Raw genomic sequence first — 14,822 nt, forward strand, 5'->3', positions numbered from 1 at the left:
TCGTCCGCGGTTTAATTTGCGCGAACTGTCACTTGAAAGACACAGCTCTTCTAAGCAGCATCTTCCTTTTTGACCTTCGCCGAGTCGCCGAACACGCGGACAGGTTCCTTGCGGCCTTCTGCCACGTCCTTGTCGACCACGATCTCGGTAACACCCTCCATCGAGGGCAAATCGAACATGGTGTCGAGGAGAATACCCTCCAGGATCGAGCGAAGGCCGCGCGCACCGGTTTTGCGTTCGATCGCCTTCTTCGCGATCGCCTGGAGCGCATCGTCGGTGAAGGTGATCTCCACCTCTTCCATGTCGAACAGCTTCTTATACTGCTTGACCAGCGCGTTCTTTGGCTCGGAAAGAATCTGGACGAGCGCGGGCACATCCAAGTCTTCGAGCGTCGCGGTGACCGGCAGACGGCCGACGAATTCCGGGATCAGGCCGAATTTCAGCAGATCTTCCGGCTCCAGCTTGGCCAGCACCTCGCCCGTCCGGCGTTCATCCGGATCAGGCACATTGGCACCGAACCCGATCGACTTGCCTTCCATGCGGTTGCCGATGATCTTTTCCAGACCGGCAAACGCGCCGCCGCAGATGAACAGGATGTTCGTCGTGTCCACCTGAAGGAATTCCTGCTGCGGATGTTTGCGCCCACCCTGCGGCGGGACGGAGGCGGTGGTGCCTTCCATCAGCTTCAGCAGGGCCTGCTGCACGCCTTCGCCCGAAACATCGCGCGTGATCGAGGGATTTTCGGTCTTGCGCGTGATCTTGTCGATCTCGTCGATATAGACGATGCCGCGCTGCGCCTTTTCGACATTATAGTCGCTGGCCTGCAGCAGTTTGAGGATGATATTTTCCACATCCTCACCGACATAGCCCGCCTCGGTCAGCGTCGTGGCATCGGCCATGGTAAAGGGCACGTCGAACGTCTTCGCCAGCGTCTGGGCGAGCAGCGTCTTACCGCAGCCGGTAGGACCGACGAGCAGGATGTTCGACTTGGCCAGCTCCACATCCGGGTTCTTCGCGGCGTGGTTCAGGCGCTTATAGTGGTTGTGCACCGCAACGGAGAGCACGCGCTTGGCGCGCGCCTGACCGATGACATAATCGTCAAGCACGCCACAGATTTCCTGCGGGGAGGGAACTTCGCCCTCCTTCTTGCCGACGAGACCACCCTTGGTCTCCTCCCGGATGATGTCGTTACACAGCTCCACGCATTCATCGCAGATGAAGACGGTCGGTCCGGCGATCAGCTTGCGCACCTCGTGCTGCGATTTGCCGCAGAAGCTGCAGTACAGCGTGTTCTTCGAATCGGAGCCGCTCAATTTGGTCATGTTCTAACTACTCTTTCCGCCCGGGGGCGTGCCGTTGACCTTAAGCGACATATCCTATCGCCGGTCGAGGCACGCGCAAGGGCAATCAGCGGAGCCTTAACGCGGCTCCATTAAGATATTCCGCACAAAGGGGACGCATGCACGTGCTTGTCGTTCATCGTCCGCCCGGCGTTTCATATCAGTTACCGGTCTCGCTATCCGGTGTGGACGGGCGCTTCTCGAACACCTCGTCAACGATGCCGAAGGCCTTGGCCTCGTCCGCTTCGAGGAAGGTGTCGCGATCCATCGCCTTTTCAATCTCTTCCAGCGGCTTGCCGGTATATTTGGCATAAAGATCGTTCATCCGCCGGCGGATGCGCAGAATTTCCTTGGCCTGGATTTCGATATCGGACGCCATGCCCTGCGCGCCGCCCGAAGGCTGGTGCACCATGACGCGGGCGTTAGAGAGCGCGACGCGCATGCCCGGCTCACCGGCGGAGAGCAGGAAGCTGCCCATCGACGCAGCCTGGCCGATGCAGACCGTACCCACTTTGGGGCGGATATACTGCATGGTATCGTGGATCGCCATGCCGGCCGTCACCACGCCGCCGGGCGAGTTGATGTACATCCAGATGTCCTTCTTCGGATTGTCCGATTCCAGGAACAGGAGCTGCGCGGTGATGACCGAGGCCATATTGTCCTCGACCTGGCCGGTCACGAAGATGATGCGTTCGCGCAGCAGACGGGAGAATATATCCCAGCTGCGCTCGCCCCGATTGGACTGCTCGATGACGACGGGGATCAGGGCATCAGTAATGGGATCGTGCATAAAATATCCGTGGCTGCTGGAGGTGTTATCAGGTTGCATCCTAGATCGGATGCCGGTGGCTATGCGTCAAGGGCGGTAACCATGCCAAAGGCCGATCGGCAGAGTGCCTCACGCGCGCGGCGACTTCCTTCGACCTTACGACCCGCCGAGTCGCGCGAGCAAAAGAAAACGCCACCCCGGATATGCTCCGGAGTGGCGCTGAACCTTACGTTCGGCAAGCGGCACCGGGGTGCCCCTTTCCGTGCTTCCCGGCCCCTTACTTCTTGGCCGGAGCCTTCTTGGCGGCGGGCTTTTTCGCTGCCGGCTTTTTGGCTGCGGGCTTTTCGCCATCGTCGGCCTTCTTCGCAGCGGCTTTCTTGGCCGCCGGCTTGGCGTCCTCGCCCTTCTCAGCCGCGGCCTTTTTCGCAGGGGCCTTCTTTGCCGCGGGCTTCGCCTCGGCCTCATCCTTCTTGGCAGCGGCCTTCTTGGCAGGCGCTTTCTTCGCTGCGGGCTTTTCGTCCTTGTCCGCGTCCTTCGCAGGAGCCTTCTTTGCCGGCGCCTTCTTCTTGGCGGGGGCCTTCTTGCCCTCGCCTGCTTCCGGCTCGGCCTCGATCGCGGCCTCAATGTCCTCACGCGTCACACTGCGCTCGGTCACGTCGGCCTTGTCGAAGAGGAAGTCGACGACCTTATCTTCGTACAGCGGGGCACGCAGCTGAGCGGCGGCCATCGGGTCCTGCTGCATATACTGCATGAACTGCTGGCGCTGTTCCTGAGGATAGCGCTGCGCGGCCTGCTGGATCAGCATGTTCATCTCGTTCTGCGAAACGTCGACGCCATTTTCCTGGCCGATCGCCGAAAGGAGCAGGCCGAGGCGCACGCGGCGCACCGCGATGTCGCGATACTCGTCCTTCTCGTCTTCCATTTCCTTCAGCGCTGCTTCGCTGTCTTCTTCCTTGGCGGCTTCGGCCTGAAGCTGCTGCCAGATCTGGTCGAATTCGGCTTCCACCATGGTCGGCGGCACGTCGAAATCATGGCTGCCGGCGAGCTGATCGAGCAGCTGGCGCTTCATGTGGGTGCGGGTAAGGCCGTTGAGCTCCTGCTCGAGCTGGCCCTTGATCAGGCCGCGCAGCTGCTCTTCGCTCTCGAGACCGAGCGACTTGGCGAAGTCGTCATTGACCACGACTTCGGCGGGCTTGCGCACTTCACCGACAACGATGTCGAAGGTGGCGTCCTTGCCGGCGAGATCTTTATTGCCGTAATCTTCCGGGAAGGTGACGTTCAGCACCTTCTCGTCATTGGCCTTCACGCCGATGAGCTGATCCTCGAAGCCGGGGATGAGCTGACCCGAACCGATCTGAACGGCCATGCCTTCGCCTTTGCCGCCTTCGAACGGCACGCCGTCGACCTTGCCCTCAAAATCGATGAGCACCATGTCGCCGTCTTTCGCCTTGTAGCTCTTGGCGGCGGGTTCGAAATTCTTCTGGTTCTCGGCCAGACGCGACAACGCCTCGTCCACCTCTGCATCGGTCGGCTCGACGGTCAGACGCTCGAGCGAAATGCCTTCGATCGAAGGCGCCTCGACGTCGGGCAGCACTTCAAGGCTCATGTCCAGCTTGGCGTCCTTGCCGGCCTCATAGCCGTCCTGCAGCGAAACGTCGGGCTGGATCGCCGGGCGCAGATTGTTTTCGCTGATCGTTTTCTGAATGCCGTCCTGGATGGAAGCGTTCAGCGCGTCCTGCATCAGCGCGTCATTATGCATCTTGCGCACCAGGTTGGCGGGCACCTTGCCGGGGCGGAAGCCGGGCATGCGGACCTGCGGGGCGATCTTCTTCACCTCGCTGTCGACGCGGGCCTCGATCTCGCTGGCCGGAATGGTGATGGTGTAGGCGCGCTTCAGGCCTTCGTTCAGCGTTTCGGTGCTCTGCATGATGGACTAATGCTCTTTCGTCTCAAGGGTCTGGCGCCGCCGACAGGGTGCCGGTTCGCGTCCGTGAATTCGTCTTCTTACAGCGGCCCGTAAGGCGCACTGCGTGTCGGCTCTGGTGCGGGCGAAGGGACTCGAACCCCCACATCGTACGATACTTGGACCTAAACCAAGCGCGTCTACCAATTCCGCCACGCCCGCGCGGCCCGGGCCGAAGCCCGCGCGTCTAGCGACATAAAAGCGCCGGGGCAAGCCATCAGGGAGGGAGCCGTCCGGTCTTTCACCGGTTTCACTGCCAGAAGGAGATCATAAACCATGCCCGTCGAACCGCCCATCCCGCCCAGCGAGCCGCAACCGGACCCGGCGCCCGCGCCTCCCAAACCCGAAACGCCCGGCAAACCGGCGCCCGGACAGCCCCCTGCCCCGCCACCCACGCCGCCGGAAACGCCGGGCGAGCCCGATCCGGGACAGCCGGATCAGCCGCCGCCCGAAATCGCCCCTCCGCCGCCGGACATCGACATACCCTCTCCGCAGACGCCGCCGAGCACACCCGCGCCGGGCCAGCCAATGGCCTGATTGCTCGATCGGAGGCGGGGTGGCGAGCCTGTAATTCGGCGGGACGGCCTGTTAGGAACCGGAGCCTGTCCCGCCCCCGGAGATTTCCATGATCGCTCGCCTATTGCTGCTATTCGCCATGGTCGTAGCTCCGTTGGCGTCCGCCGCGGCGGAAACGCTCACGGTGATGACTTTTAATGTCCGCTATCCCAGCCCCGATGACGGCGCGGACCGATGGGAGAATCGCCGCGATCTGCTGGTAGATACGATCCGTAAAGCCGCACCGGACCTGATCGGAACGCAGGAGCTGTTCCAGTCACAGGGCGATTACATCACCGCGAAGCTGCCGCATTATGCCTGGTTCGGGATCGACCGGCGGGGTGGGCATGGCGACGAGCATATGGGCGTTTTCTACCGGACCGGCCGTCTGAGGCTGATCGAACAGGGTAGTTTCTGGCTGTCCGATACGCCTGAAGTGGTCGGCGGCATCAGCTGGGGCCACCCCTTCCCGCGCATGGTGAACTGGGGCCTGTTCGAAACCCGCAGTGGCAGGCGTTTTCGGCTCTACGACACTCACTTCCCCTATCGCAGCGAAGATGAAGCGGCGCGCACCAAGGCGGCCCGGCTGATTGCCGAGCGGATTTCTGCGGACGACGGCATTCCCGCTATTCTGACCGGCGATTTCAACACCGGCGACGATAGCGAGGCGCATCGCACGCTCACTCAGACGCTTTCGGACAGCTGGACGACGGCAAAGCGCCGCAGCGGGCCCACGCCGGGCTATCACGGCTTCAAGGGCGGCGAGCCCGATCGGCGCATCGATTGGATCTTGTCACGCGGTTTCGATGCAATCTCCACCCGCAGCATCGACGCTGCGCGCGACGGACATTGCCCGTCGGATCACTATCCGCTGATGACGAAGCTGCGTTTCACCAAGCCATAATCGGCGCGTTGGCCGTCCAACAGAAGTGAGCGCGGCGCGCGAACGACGCCGCGCACCGCTACGTCAGCCTAGCTTCTGCTTCAGGAGATCGTTGACGACCTGCGGATTCGCCTGCCCCTTCATGGCTTTCATAGTCTGTCCCACGAAGAAGCCGAACAGCTTGTCCTTGCCGCCGCGATATTCCTCGACCTTGTCCTGATTGGCGGCGAGCACCTTGTCGATCTCGGCCTCGATCGCGCCGGTATCGCTGGTCTGCTTCAGCCCTTCGGCTTCGGCGATTTCGCCCGGCTCGCGGCCGGTCTTCAGGACTATTTCGTAAATCTCCTTCGCCTGCCCGCCGGAGATTTCGCCCGCAGCCTGCATTCGGATGATTGCGGCATTCGCTTCCGCCGTATCATTGGCGGCGTCGAACTCCTCCTCCATGCCGTTGCGCACGCCCGGCGCAATGGAGAGTGCCCAGTTGGCGGTCTGGGTGGCGACGTCCTTCTCACTCTTGCCGAGCTTGTCGGCGACCACCGAGAGCAGCTGTTCGAAGCTCTTATAGGTTTCCACCTCTGCGGTGAGCACGGCGGCGTTGTACGCGCTCAGGCCAAGCTCGCTCTCGTACCGCTTGCGCTTGGCGTCTGGCAGTTCGGGCAGCGAGGCTTCGCATTCCTTCAAAAATTCATCGTCCAGCTCCAGCGGCAGCAGGTCCGGATCGGGGAAGTAGCGATAATCATGCGCGTCTTCCTTGGAACGCATGGACCGCGTCTCGCCGCGCGCGGCGTCGAACAGGCGGGTCTCCTGCACCACCGTGCCGCCATCCTCGATCAGATCGACCTGCCGGCGCGCCTCGACCTCGACCACCTGCTGGATGAAGCGGATCGAGTTCACGTTCTTGGTCTCGGTCCGCGTGCCGAATTCCTCACCGGGACGGCGCACGGAGACGTTGACGTCCGCGCGCATGGAGCCCTGCTCCATATTGCCGTCGCACGAGCCGACATAGCGCAGAAGACTTCTGAGCTTGCGCACATAAGCGCCTGCTTCCTGCGGAGACCGCATATCGGGCTTGGAGACGATCTCCATCAGCGCCACGCCGCAGCGGTTCAGATCGACATAGCTCATGGTGGGATGCTGATCGTGCATCAGCTTGCCCGCATCCTGTTCGATGTGAATGCGCTCGACCCCGATGGTCTTGGAGGCGCTGTCCGGGTCCTTCTCGTCCAGCACGACCTCGACCGCGCCCTCGCCCACGATCGGGTGGTAGAGCTGCGAAATCTGATAGCCCTGCGGCAGATCGGCATAAAAATAATTCTTGCGGTCGAAGCGCGAGAATTTGTTGATCTGCGCGCCCATCGCCATCCCGGTGCGCACCGCCTGACGGACGCACTCCTTGTTCGGCACCGGCAACATGCCGGGCATCGCGGCATCGACAAGCGAAACCTGGCTGTTCGGCTCGGACCCGAAATCGGTCGCCGCGCCCGAAAAAAGCTTAGACGCGCTGGTCACCTGCGCGTGGACTTCCAGGCCGATCACGACCTCCCAGTCTCCGGTGGCGCCCTGAATGCGGTAAGTGGATTCGCTCATGTTGAAATTCCGAACGTGAGATCGCCGATAGACTTAGAGAAGAGACTCACCACCAGTCCTCCGGACGCGCGTTGAAGCCGCTGCGCTGTTCCAGTGCCAGGCTGGCGTTCAACACGGTCTGCTCGTCGAGCGGCTTGCCGATCAGCTGCAGCCCCAGCGGCAGGCCTTGGCTGTTGAGGCCGGCGGGCACGCTACTGGCTGGAAGCCCGGCCATCGATGCGGGCACGGCGAACACGTCGTTCAGATACATGGTGAGCGGATCGCCGGTTAGGTCGCCCAGCCCGAAGGCCGCGGTCGGCGCGGTGGGGGCGAGGATCACGTCGCATTCGCCCCAGGCCTGCTGGAAATCGCGGCTGATCAGCGTGCGGACCTTGGAAGCCTGCGTGTAATAAGCGTCGTAGAAACCCGCGCTCAGCACATAGGTGCCGATCATGATGCGGCGCTTCACCTCGGCGCCGAAGCCCGCGGCACGCGTGGCGGCGTACATTTCCTGAAGGTCCGCGCCTTCCGGCAGATCGCGCAGGCCGTAACGCACGCCGTCATAGCGCGCGAGGTTCGAGGAGGCTTCCGCAGGCGCGACGATATAATAAGCCGGCAGCGCATATTTGGTGTGCGGCAGCGAAATCTCGACGACCTCGGCCCCCGCATCCTCAAGCCGCTTCGCGCCTTCGCGCCACAGCCCGTCGATTTCGCCGTCCATGCCCTCGACGCGATATTCCTTGGGAATACCGACCTTCAAGCCTTTGAGATCGCCGGAAAGGGCACCGGCCCAATCGGGCACCGGCTCGTTCAGCGACGTCGAATCCTTGGGGTCGAAACCCGCCATCGCGCCGAGCATGATCGCGCAATCGGTCACGTCGCGCGCCATCGGCCCGGCCTGGTCCAGGCTGGAGGCGAAGGCGACGACGCCCCAGCGTGAGCAGCGACCATAAGTCGGCTTGATGCCGGTGATGCCCGTAAAGGCGGCGGGCTGGCGGATCGAGCCGCCGGTATCGGTGCCGGTTGCTGCGGGACAGAGCCGCGCGGCGACGGCGGCGGAACTGCCGCCCGAGCTGCCACCGGGCGACAGATCGGTATTGCCGCCGTCATTGCGGCGCCAGGGGGAGATCACATTGCCGAACGCGCTGGTCTCATTGGACGAGCCCATGGCGAACTGGTCCATGTTGAGCTTGCCCAGCATGCCCGCGCCCGCCTTCCACAGATTGGCGGATACGGTGGATTCGTAAGGCGGGTGGAAGCCCTTCAAAATGCCGCTGGCCGCGGTGGTTTCCACTCCGTCCGTGCAAAACAGGTCCTTCATGCCGATCGGCACGCCGGCCATGCTGCCCAGTTCTCCGCCGTCAGCCCGCGCCTTGTCCACCGCTTCGGCGGCGTTGATCGCGCGCTCCGGCGTTGTGACAAGAAACGCGTTGAGCGCGGATGCCTTCTCCACGCGCGCGTTGAAGGCTTCGGCCACCTCGACGGCGGTGAAGCTGCCGTCTTTCACGCCGTCGCGAATGGCGGCAACGCCCAGTTCTGTCAGTTCGCTCATTATTCGATCACCTTCGGCACGCCGAAAAAGCCCTCTTCGCTCACCGGCGCATTGGCCAGCACCTCGGCGCGTTTCTGCCCATCGGTCACCGCATCCTCGCGCAGGCGCAGATGATTGGGGATCACCGCCGTCATCGGCTCGACGCCGCTGGTATCGACTTCGCCGAGCTGTTCGACGAAACCAAGGATGTTGTTGAGTTCGGGCTCCAGCGCCCGGGCTTCGTCCTCGCTGATAGCGATCCGCGCGAGGCGGGCGATCTTCAGGACGGTCTGCGTATCGACTGACATGCTGCGCGCGCTAACACCCCCGTGGGGGGGCATCAAGATATTAGGGCGAAGGATGGCGATCTGAGCGTGGCCGAAATGCGCCACTCTTCAACGCATATTCATGCGCGCGCGCTACCGGGATGACATTCGCGCCGCGGCCTTTATGTGTCCGGCAAACAGAATCTCCCGCGGAAGTCCTCAACCTTGGCTCGCAAGTTCCTGTATTTCATCGCGATCTGCATCGTGCTCGTTCTCGGTGCTGGCCTGGCCTGGTCCCAGTTCGGGGACCGTTTCCTGCGATATGCGAGCGTGCCCGATGTGGCATTCGTGAAGCAGGAGAAGCTCGCACAAAATGTCTATGACGATCCGGCTATGTGGTTCGCCCGCCCCGGCCGCCGCAAATCGGTGGTGAATTGGCTGCCCCCCGGCATCCAGCCTCAGGGCAAGGGCGATGCGGCGATCTTCTTCATTCACCCCACCAGCTACCTCGCCAAGGACCATTGGAACGCCCCGCTGGACGATGAGGAATCGCAGCGCCGGGCGGGGCTGTTCCTGCAGGGCATGGCATCCGCCTTCAATGCCGCCGGGGAAATCTGGGCACCGCGCTACCGCCAGGCCGCCTTCGGCGCGTTCCTGACCGACAAGCCGGAAGGGCAGATGGCGCTCGACGCCGCCTATCAGGATGTCGATCAGGCGTTCGACGCCTTTCTGGAGGGTATCGGGCCGGATCAGCCGATCGTGCTTGCCGGGCACAGCCAGGGCGCGCTTCATCTGGAACATCTGCTGCGCGATCGCATTGCCGGCACCCCGCTCGCGAAGCGAGTCGTCGCGGCTTATGTCGTCGGCTGGCCGATCAGCGAGACGACCGATCTTCCCTCGCTCGGCCTGCCTCAGTGCGAGGCCCCGGACCAGCCGGGCTGCATCCTCAGCTGGCTGAGCTATGCCGAACCCGCCGACTTCAGCTTCATCGAAAAAGCTTATAACGGCACCACCGGTTTCGACGGAGCGAGCCGCAACGGTACGCCGATCCTGTGCACCAACCCCCTCACCGGCACTGCCGATGGCGATGCGCCGATCGAGGCCAATCTCGGCACGCTCGTGCCCAATGACGATCTGACCGCGGGTGAGCTGGTGCCCGCCTCGGTGCCTGCACGCTGCGATCCGAAGGGTTTCCTCCTAATCGGCGATCCGCCACAACTCGGCCCCTATGTGCTGCCGGGGAACAACTACCATGTGTATGATTACCCGCTGTTCTGGGCCAATGTGCGCGCCGACGTGGGAAGGCGCCTCGATGCCTATGAGTCGCAGTGAGCGAGGGTGAACGCGGCGCAATCGTCGAGACGGCGGCGGGCATGCGTGCGCTGCTGCCAAGCGGCGGCGCGCTGATCGGGCTGGACCTTGGCACGAAGACCATCGGCACCGCCTTCTGCGATGCCGGCTGGAGCTTCGCGACGCCCGCCACCACCATCAAGCGGCGCAAATTCCTGGCGGACCGCGAAGAGCTACGCACCGCCATTGCCTCCCGAAACGTGCGCGGGATTGTCCTCGGCCTGCCGCGCAATCTTGACGGCAGCGAAGGTCCGCGCGCCCAGTCGACCCGCGCCTTCGCACGCAATATCGCCGATCTCGGCCTGCCGATTCTACTCTGGGACGAGCGCTGGAGCACGCAGGCGGTGGAACGCTCAATGATTGAACAGGATGTGAGCCGCGGAAAACGCGCAGAACGGATCGATTCGGCCGCTGCGGCCTATATCCTGCAAGGGGCGATCGACGCGTTGATGCTGGGCTGATCGGCCTGCGGTCAGACCCTTTTTGATCAGATGGCCGGCGATATCCGAATACCAAAAGTTTACGATCTGAATTCATAGCAGATCAGCTATGAAGATGAAGATCGCCATCGATGACCTGAGTGTGGGAATGTACCTGCATTCCATCGAAGGGTCCTGGTTCGCCCATCCCTTCTGGCGTCGCCGTTTCCTCGTAACGGAAGAAGCCGAGATCGAAACGCTACGAGCAGCGGATATCCGGGAAGTCTATATCGACTGCTCCAAAGGCCGCGCCCCCGAAACCCGCCGCAAACTGCCGGCCGCATCGTCCCGCGATCCACAGGCCCCGACGATCGCCCGCATGCCGACGCCTATGCCGTCATCGGGCAGCCCACGCGAACGGGCCGAGCTAGTTCTCAACCGTTCCAAAACGGTAATGCGCGCCGTTTTCGATCGCTCACGCCTGGGCCAAATCGTCCACGCGACCGATGTCGACTCCGTGGTCGATGAAATCACGGAGTCGATGGATTCAAACCAGAAGGCGCTGACCGGCCTCCTGCGGCTCAAGAACAAGGACGAATATACCTACGTCCATTCGATTGCCGTCTGCGCCCTGATGATCGGTCTTGCCCGCCACATCGGTGAAAGCGAGCAGCGCGTTCGCGAAATCGGTATGGCCGGGCTGCTGCACGACATTGGCAAGCTGACCATTTCGCAGGAGATCCTGAACAAGCCGGGTCGATTGAGCGAGGACGAATTCCGCCAGGTCATCAAGCATGCCGAGCGCGGCGCGGACATCATCAGCCAGGGCGAAGGCATTCCCGACGTGGCGATCGAGGTATGCCGCCACCATCATGAGAAATTCGACGGCACCGGCTATCCGGACCGGCTTGCAGGGACCGAGATTTCGCTGGAGTCGCGCATGGCCGCATTGTGCGATGTGTACGATGCGCTAACGTCCGAGCGGGCTTACAAGGCTGCTGCGTCCCCCGTCGAGGCGCTGACCATCATGCATGGGCTTACCGGCCATTTCGATCCGAAGCTGCTTTTCACTTTCTGCCAGTCTCTCGGAATTTTTCCGACCGGCCTGTTGTGCCGCACCAACAGCAATTTCCTGGGCTTGATCGTCTCGCCGCGTGCGCGGGAGACGCTTTGCCGCCTTCGGCTGTTCTACGATCTGAGCCGCGATCAGATCGTTACTCCGCGCGATGTCGTGATTGCCGGGAGCAATCTCGATCGGCCGATCGAAGAAGCGCAACCCTCCGATTACGACATTTATGACTGGGATCGCCTTTCGGACTATCTACTGGACCGCGGCGACGCAGCCGATCGCGCTATTCTGAAGCGTTACTGGAGAGGCGCAGAACCGGTTGTCGAAGCGGCTGAACCGGCGGAACAGCCGGTTGCGAGCGGCCCGGCAGCCTCGACCTGGCAACCGGTTAGCCTGAGCTGACCGCTATCAGACAGGCAGCCGGGTATCGCAATTTTCAGTTCCGGCTCTGTCGGCTGGGCGAGCGGCGATACGATGCGGGCGATTGAATCTATTCTGCTGATTGCGCAATCGGGCTGGTTCTGGGGCGCCCTCTTCGCGGTCAATCTGCTGACTTTCATGACATACGGAATGGACAAGGCACGTGCGCGCAGCGGGGCATGGCGAACGTCCGAGGCGAACCTCCTGCTCCTCGCCATGATCGGCGGAACACCAGCGGCTTACGCGGCCTGCCACTATTTCCGGCACAAGACCGCCAAGAAGAGCTTCCAGAATGAGCTATTTCTGGTGGCGCTCGTCCAGGCGATCATCGTCGGTATGCTGCTGGCTTTTGCGGTCTAGAGAATTCGGCCAATCCGGGGCGTTTTTCCGGTGATATTACCGACCCGCAGCGGCGCGGAGAAGTGCTGCCTAGCCGCCACATGCTTGCCGCTGTCAGCCCTCATCGCTAGGAACTGCCGCTTGATGACAGCATCCGATACAGCCAGCCGCTATCCTTCGGGCAGCGCCGCCTTTCCGCACGCGAATCTCCTCGGGATCGCAGGCCTGCAACCATGGGAAATCCTGTTCCTGCTCGACGAGGCAGAGCAGTGGGTGACGATGAACCGTCAGGCATCCAAGCATGACGATCGGCTGGCGGGTCTGACGCTGATCAACGCATTTTTCGAAAACTCCACGCGCACGCTGCTGAGCTTCGAGATTGCGGGAAAGCGCCTGGGCGCGGACGTAGTCAACATGCACGCCGCCCAATCCAGCGTGAAGAAGGGTGAAACGCTGATCGACACCGCGGTGACGCTGAATGCCATGCGCGCGGACGCCATCGTGATCCGCCATGCCAGTTCCGGCGCGGTGCAACTGATCAGCGACAAGGTGGACTGCCCGGTGCTGAACGCAGGAGATGGCAGCCATGAACATCCCACCCAAGCGCTGCTCGACGCGCTGACGATCCGGCGTCGCAAGGGTGACATATCGGGTCTGCGCGTCACCATCTGCGGCGATGTGCTGCACAGCCGCGTCGCGCGATCGAACATGATCTGCCTCGGCACGCTCGGCGCGGAAGTGCGCGTGGCCGCGCCCCCTGCCCTGCTGCCGACGGGGCTCGATGCGCTGAACGTCACCGGCTTCACCGATTTCGATGCCGCACTGGACGGCGCCGACGTGGTGATGATGCTGCGTTTGCAGAATGAGCGGATGGCGGGGCCGTTCATCCCCAGCCCACGCGAATATGCCTATCTCTACGGCCTCGACGAACGAAGGCTCAAGCTGGCCGCGCCGGATGCGCTGGTGATGCACCCCGGCCCGATGAACCGCGGCGTGGAAATCGTTTCGACCATTGCCGACGATCCCGATCGTTCGGCGATTACCGAGCAGGTGGAAATGGGCGTGGCCATGCGCATGGCCTGCCTCGACGTTCTGACGCGCCGGGCGCGCAAGGTGGAGGGCTGGGCATGAACCTCTCGATCACCGGCGGCAAGGCGCTGCTTCCCGGCGCAAGCGAACCAAAGGACGTCGCGGTCCATGTTGCGGAGGGGCGGATCGTGGATGCTGTCTCGGCGGAGGCTGAAACGCTGGACGCGAAGGGTCTGATCGTAGCGCCCGGCATCGTCGATCTGGGTGTGTTCGCGACCGACAAGCCGGCCTTCCATTTCGGCGGCGTCACCCGCGCCGCGCTGATGCCGGATCGCACGCCGCCGCTGGATGATCCGGGCGCGGTGCGCTCTGCCACCCGCTCCGGCAAGCCGGATTTCTGGGTCCACCCGCTTGCCGCCGCGACCAAGAATTTGGCGGGCACAGAACTCGCCGAATATGCGCTGATGCGCGAGGCAGGCGCGCGCGGCGTCGCCACCGGGCGGCGCTGGATCGCCGACAGCGGCGTCATGCTGCGCGTGATGAGCTATGCCGCCGCGCTCGACCTTCCCGTCTTCGTGCATAGCGAAGATGGCGGGCTGGCCGGCAATGCCGTTGCCACCGCGGGCGAGACTGCGACACGGCTCGGCCTGCCGCAAGCCCCCTCAGCCGCCGAAGCGCTGGCGATCGCGCGCGATCTGATGCTGGCGGAAGAAAGCGGCGCGCATGTGCATTTCCGGCAGGTTACGACGGCACGCGGGCTCGATCTGATCCGCGATGCCAAGGCGCGTGGGCTGCGCGTCACCTGCGGCATTACGCCCGCGCATCTGTTCCTCTCGGATATTGCGGTGACCGGCTTCCTCACCTTTGCCCGCCTAGCCCCTCCCCTACGCGGCGAAGAGGATCGCCAGGCCTGTCTCGACGCGGTCGCGGACGGGACGATCGACGTGATCGCGTCAGGCCATGATCCGCGCGGTGAGGAGGACAAGCGCCTTCCCTTCGCCGATGCCGCACCGGGCATGGCGGGCGCCGAAACGTTGCTGGCCATGTCGCTCAATCTGGTGCGCGACGGGCGGATCACGATGGGGCGCCTGTTCGAACTGCTCAGCGCCAATCCCGCGCGCATTCTCGGTGCGCCCGCCGGACGCATCGAGGCGGGGCTGGAGGCGGACCTGATCCTGTTCGATCCGGACGCGCCCTGGCAGGTCAGTTCGTCCAAAATGGCGGCGCAGGCCGGCAACACGCCGTTCGACGGTCTGCCGGTTCAGGGGCGCGTACGCCGCCTGATCAAGGGCGGCACGCTCATCAAATAAAGCGGGCGAACCG

Annotated in this window: 14 protein-coding genes and 1 tRNA gene; 8 read left to right on the forward strand and 7 right to left on the reverse strand. The window is 63.1% G+C overall.

What is annotated here, in order from left to right; translation table 11 throughout:
• Nucleotides 1-50: 50 nt before the first annotated feature.
• From clpX to H7X45_RS05495, 4 genes are all read right to left on the reverse strand, one after another.
• A complete protein-coding gene (gene clpX / locus H7X45_RS05480) occupies nt 51-1,322 on the reverse strand; it encodes an ATP-dependent Clp protease ATP-binding subunit ClpX (protein ID WP_187336511.1) in 1,272 nt (423 codons plus the stop codon).
• A gap of 178 nt (nt 1,323-1,500) precedes the next feature.
• Nucleotides 1,501-2,130 carry an ATP-dependent Clp protease proteolytic subunit gene (locus tag H7X45_RS05485; RefSeq protein WP_187336512.1) on the reverse strand — a complete coding sequence of 210 codons (630 nt, stop codon included), beginning with the start codon at nt 2,128-2,130 and terminating at the stop codon, nt 1,501-1,503.
• Between the two features lie 256 nt (nt 2,131-2,386).
• Nucleotides 2,387-4,036 carry a trigger factor gene (gene tig, locus H7X45_RS05490; protein WP_187336513.1) on the reverse strand — a complete coding sequence of 550 codons (1,650 nt, stop codon included), beginning with the start codon at nt 4,034-4,036 and terminating at the stop codon, nt 2,387-2,389.
• A gap of 113 nt (nt 4,037-4,149) precedes the next feature.
• Nucleotides 4,150-4,234 (reverse strand) — tRNA-Leu (locus H7X45_RS05495).
• 114 nt (nt 4,235-4,348) lie between these two features.
• Between H7X45_RS05495 and H7X45_RS05500 the strand changes: the two genes are divergently transcribed.
• Both H7X45_RS05500 and H7X45_RS05505 read left to right on the forward strand, forming a co-directional pair.
• A complete protein-coding gene (locus H7X45_RS05500; RefSeq protein WP_187336514.1) occupies nt 4,349-4,609 on the forward strand; it encodes a hypothetical protein in 261 nt (86 codons plus the stop codon).
• Between the two features lie 88 nt (nt 4,610-4,697).
• The gene (locus tag H7X45_RS05505) at nt 4,698-5,531 is read left to right on the forward strand and encodes an endonuclease/exonuclease/phosphatase family protein (RefSeq protein WP_187336515.1); all 834 of its coding nucleotides are present in this window, start codon (nt 4,698-4,700) and stop codon (nt 5,529-5,531) included.
• A gap of 63 nt (nt 5,532-5,594) precedes the next feature.
• Here the strand turns inward: H7X45_RS05505 and gatB are convergent, their stop codons facing one another.
• From gatB to gatC, 3 genes are read right to left on the reverse strand one after another with little or no spacing between them, the layout of a single operon-like run.
• Nucleotides 5,595-7,097 carry an Asp-tRNA(Asn)/Glu-tRNA(Gln) amidotransferase subunit GatB gene (gene gatB / locus H7X45_RS05510; protein WP_187336516.1) on the reverse strand — a complete coding sequence of 501 codons (1,503 nt, stop codon included), beginning with the start codon at nt 7,095-7,097 and terminating at the stop codon, nt 5,595-5,597.
• Nucleotides 7,098-7,143: 46 nt separating this feature from the next.
• Nucleotides 7,144-8,628, reverse strand: a complete 1,485-nt coding sequence (gatA, locus tag H7X45_RS05515; RefSeq protein WP_187336517.1) for an Asp-tRNA(Asn)/Glu-tRNA(Gln) amidotransferase subunit GatA — start codon at nt 8,626-8,628, stop codon at nt 7,144-7,146.
• Nucleotides 8,628-8,915, reverse strand: coding sequence for an Asp-tRNA(Asn)/Glu-tRNA(Gln) amidotransferase subunit GatC (gene gatC, locus H7X45_RS05520; protein ID WP_187336518.1), 288 nt, complete (start codon nt 8,913-8,915; stop codon nt 8,628-8,630). Before gatC ends, gatA begins: the two co-directional genes overlap by 1 nt.
• A 183-nt stretch (nt 8,916-9,098) precedes the next feature.
• On the opposite strand from gatC, the gene H7X45_RS05525 reads away from it, so the two are divergent.
• From H7X45_RS05525 to H7X45_RS05550, 6 genes are all read left to right on the forward strand, one after another.
• Nucleotides 9,099-10,205, forward strand: coding sequence for a DUF3089 domain-containing protein (locus H7X45_RS05525; protein ID WP_187336519.1), 1,107 nt, complete (start codon nt 9,099-9,101; stop codon nt 10,203-10,205).
• Between the two features lie 41 nt (nt 10,206-10,246).
• Nucleotides 10,247-10,684 (forward strand): Holliday junction resolvase RuvX, encoded by a 438-nt coding sequence (ruvX, locus tag H7X45_RS05530; RefSeq protein WP_187336996.1) that lies wholly within the window; start codon nt 10,247-10,249, stop codon nt 10,682-10,684.
• A gap of 88 nt (nt 10,685-10,772) precedes the next feature.
• Nucleotides 10,773-12,113 (forward strand): HD-GYP domain-containing protein, encoded by a 1,341-nt coding sequence (locus H7X45_RS05535; protein WP_187336520.1) that lies wholly within the window; start codon nt 10,773-10,775, stop codon nt 12,111-12,113.
• A 72-nt stretch (nt 12,114-12,185) separates the two neighbouring features.
• Nucleotides 12,186-12,491, forward strand: coding sequence for a DUF1294 domain-containing protein (locus H7X45_RS05540; protein WP_187336521.1), 306 nt, complete (start codon nt 12,186-12,188; stop codon nt 12,489-12,491).
• Between the two features lie 123 nt (nt 12,492-12,614).
• Nucleotides 12,615-13,601 carry an aspartate carbamoyltransferase catalytic subunit gene (locus H7X45_RS05545; protein WP_187336522.1) on the forward strand — a complete coding sequence of 329 codons (987 nt, stop codon included), beginning with the start codon at nt 12,615-12,617 and terminating at the stop codon, nt 13,599-13,601.
• Complete coding sequence (locus H7X45_RS05550) at nt 13,598-14,809, forward strand: dihydroorotase (RefSeq protein WP_187336523.1); 1,212 nt, start codon at nt 13,598-13,600, stop codon at nt 14,807-14,809. Before H7X45_RS05545 ends, H7X45_RS05550 begins: the two co-directional genes overlap by 4 nt.
• Nucleotides 14,810-14,822 lie beyond the last annotated feature (13 nt).

The organism is Novosphingopyxis iocasae (genome assembly GCF_014334095.1).
GTDB classification, from domain to species: domain Bacteria; phylum Pseudomonadota; class Alphaproteobacteria; order Sphingomonadales; family Sphingomonadaceae; genus Novosphingopyxis; species Novosphingopyxis iocasae.

Excerpts from the sequence above, each read along its gene's own strand:
- H7X45_RS05505 (WP_187336515.1), top strand. The coding sequence starts at position 4,698 with ATGATCGCTCGCCTATTGCTGCTATTCGCCATGGTCGTAGCTCCGTTG.
- H7X45_RS05485 (WP_187336512.1), bottom strand. The coding sequence starts at position 2,130 with ATGCACGATCCCATTACTGATGCCCTGATCCCCGTCGTCATCGAGCAG.
- H7X45_RS05535 (WP_187336520.1), top strand. The coding sequence starts at position 10,773 with ATGAAGATGAAGATCGCCATCGATGACCTGAGTGTGGGAATGTACCTG.
- clpX (WP_187336511.1), bottom strand. The coding sequence starts at position 1,322 with ATGACCAAATTGAGCGGCTCCGATTCGAAGAACACGCTGTACTGCAGC.
- gatB (WP_187336516.1), bottom strand. The coding sequence starts at position 7,097 with ATGAGCGAATCCACTTACCGCATTCAGGGCGCCACCGGAGACTGGGAG.
- H7X45_RS05545 (WP_187336522.1), top strand. The coding sequence starts at position 12,615 with ATGACAGCATCCGATACAGCCAGCCGCTATCCTTCGGGCAGCGCCGCC.
- ruvX (WP_187336996.1), top strand. The coding sequence starts at position 10,247 with ATGCGTGCGCTGCTGCCAAGCGGCGGCGCGCTGATCGGGCTGGACCTT.
- tig (WP_187336513.1), bottom strand. The coding sequence starts at position 4,036 with ATGCAGAGCACCGAAACGCTGAACGAAGGCCTGAAGCGCGCCTACACC.
- H7X45_RS05540 (WP_187336521.1), top strand. The coding sequence starts at position 12,186 with ATGCGGGCGATTGAATCTATTCTGCTGATTGCGCAATCGGGCTGGTTC.
- gatC (WP_187336518.1), bottom strand. The coding sequence starts at position 8,915 with ATGTCAGTCGATACGCAGACCGTCCTGAAGATCGCCCGCCTCGCGCGG.
- H7X45_RS05500 (WP_187336514.1), top strand. The coding sequence starts at position 4,349 with ATGCCCGTCGAACCGCCCATCCCGCCCAGCGAGCCGCAACCGGACCCG.
- H7X45_RS05550 (WP_187336523.1), top strand. The coding sequence starts at position 13,598 with ATGAACCTCTCGATCACCGGCGGCAAGGCGCTGCTTCCCGGCGCAAGC.
- gatA (WP_187336517.1), bottom strand. The coding sequence starts at position 8,628 with ATGAGCGAACTGACAGAACTGGGCGTTGCCGCCATTCGCGACGGCGTG.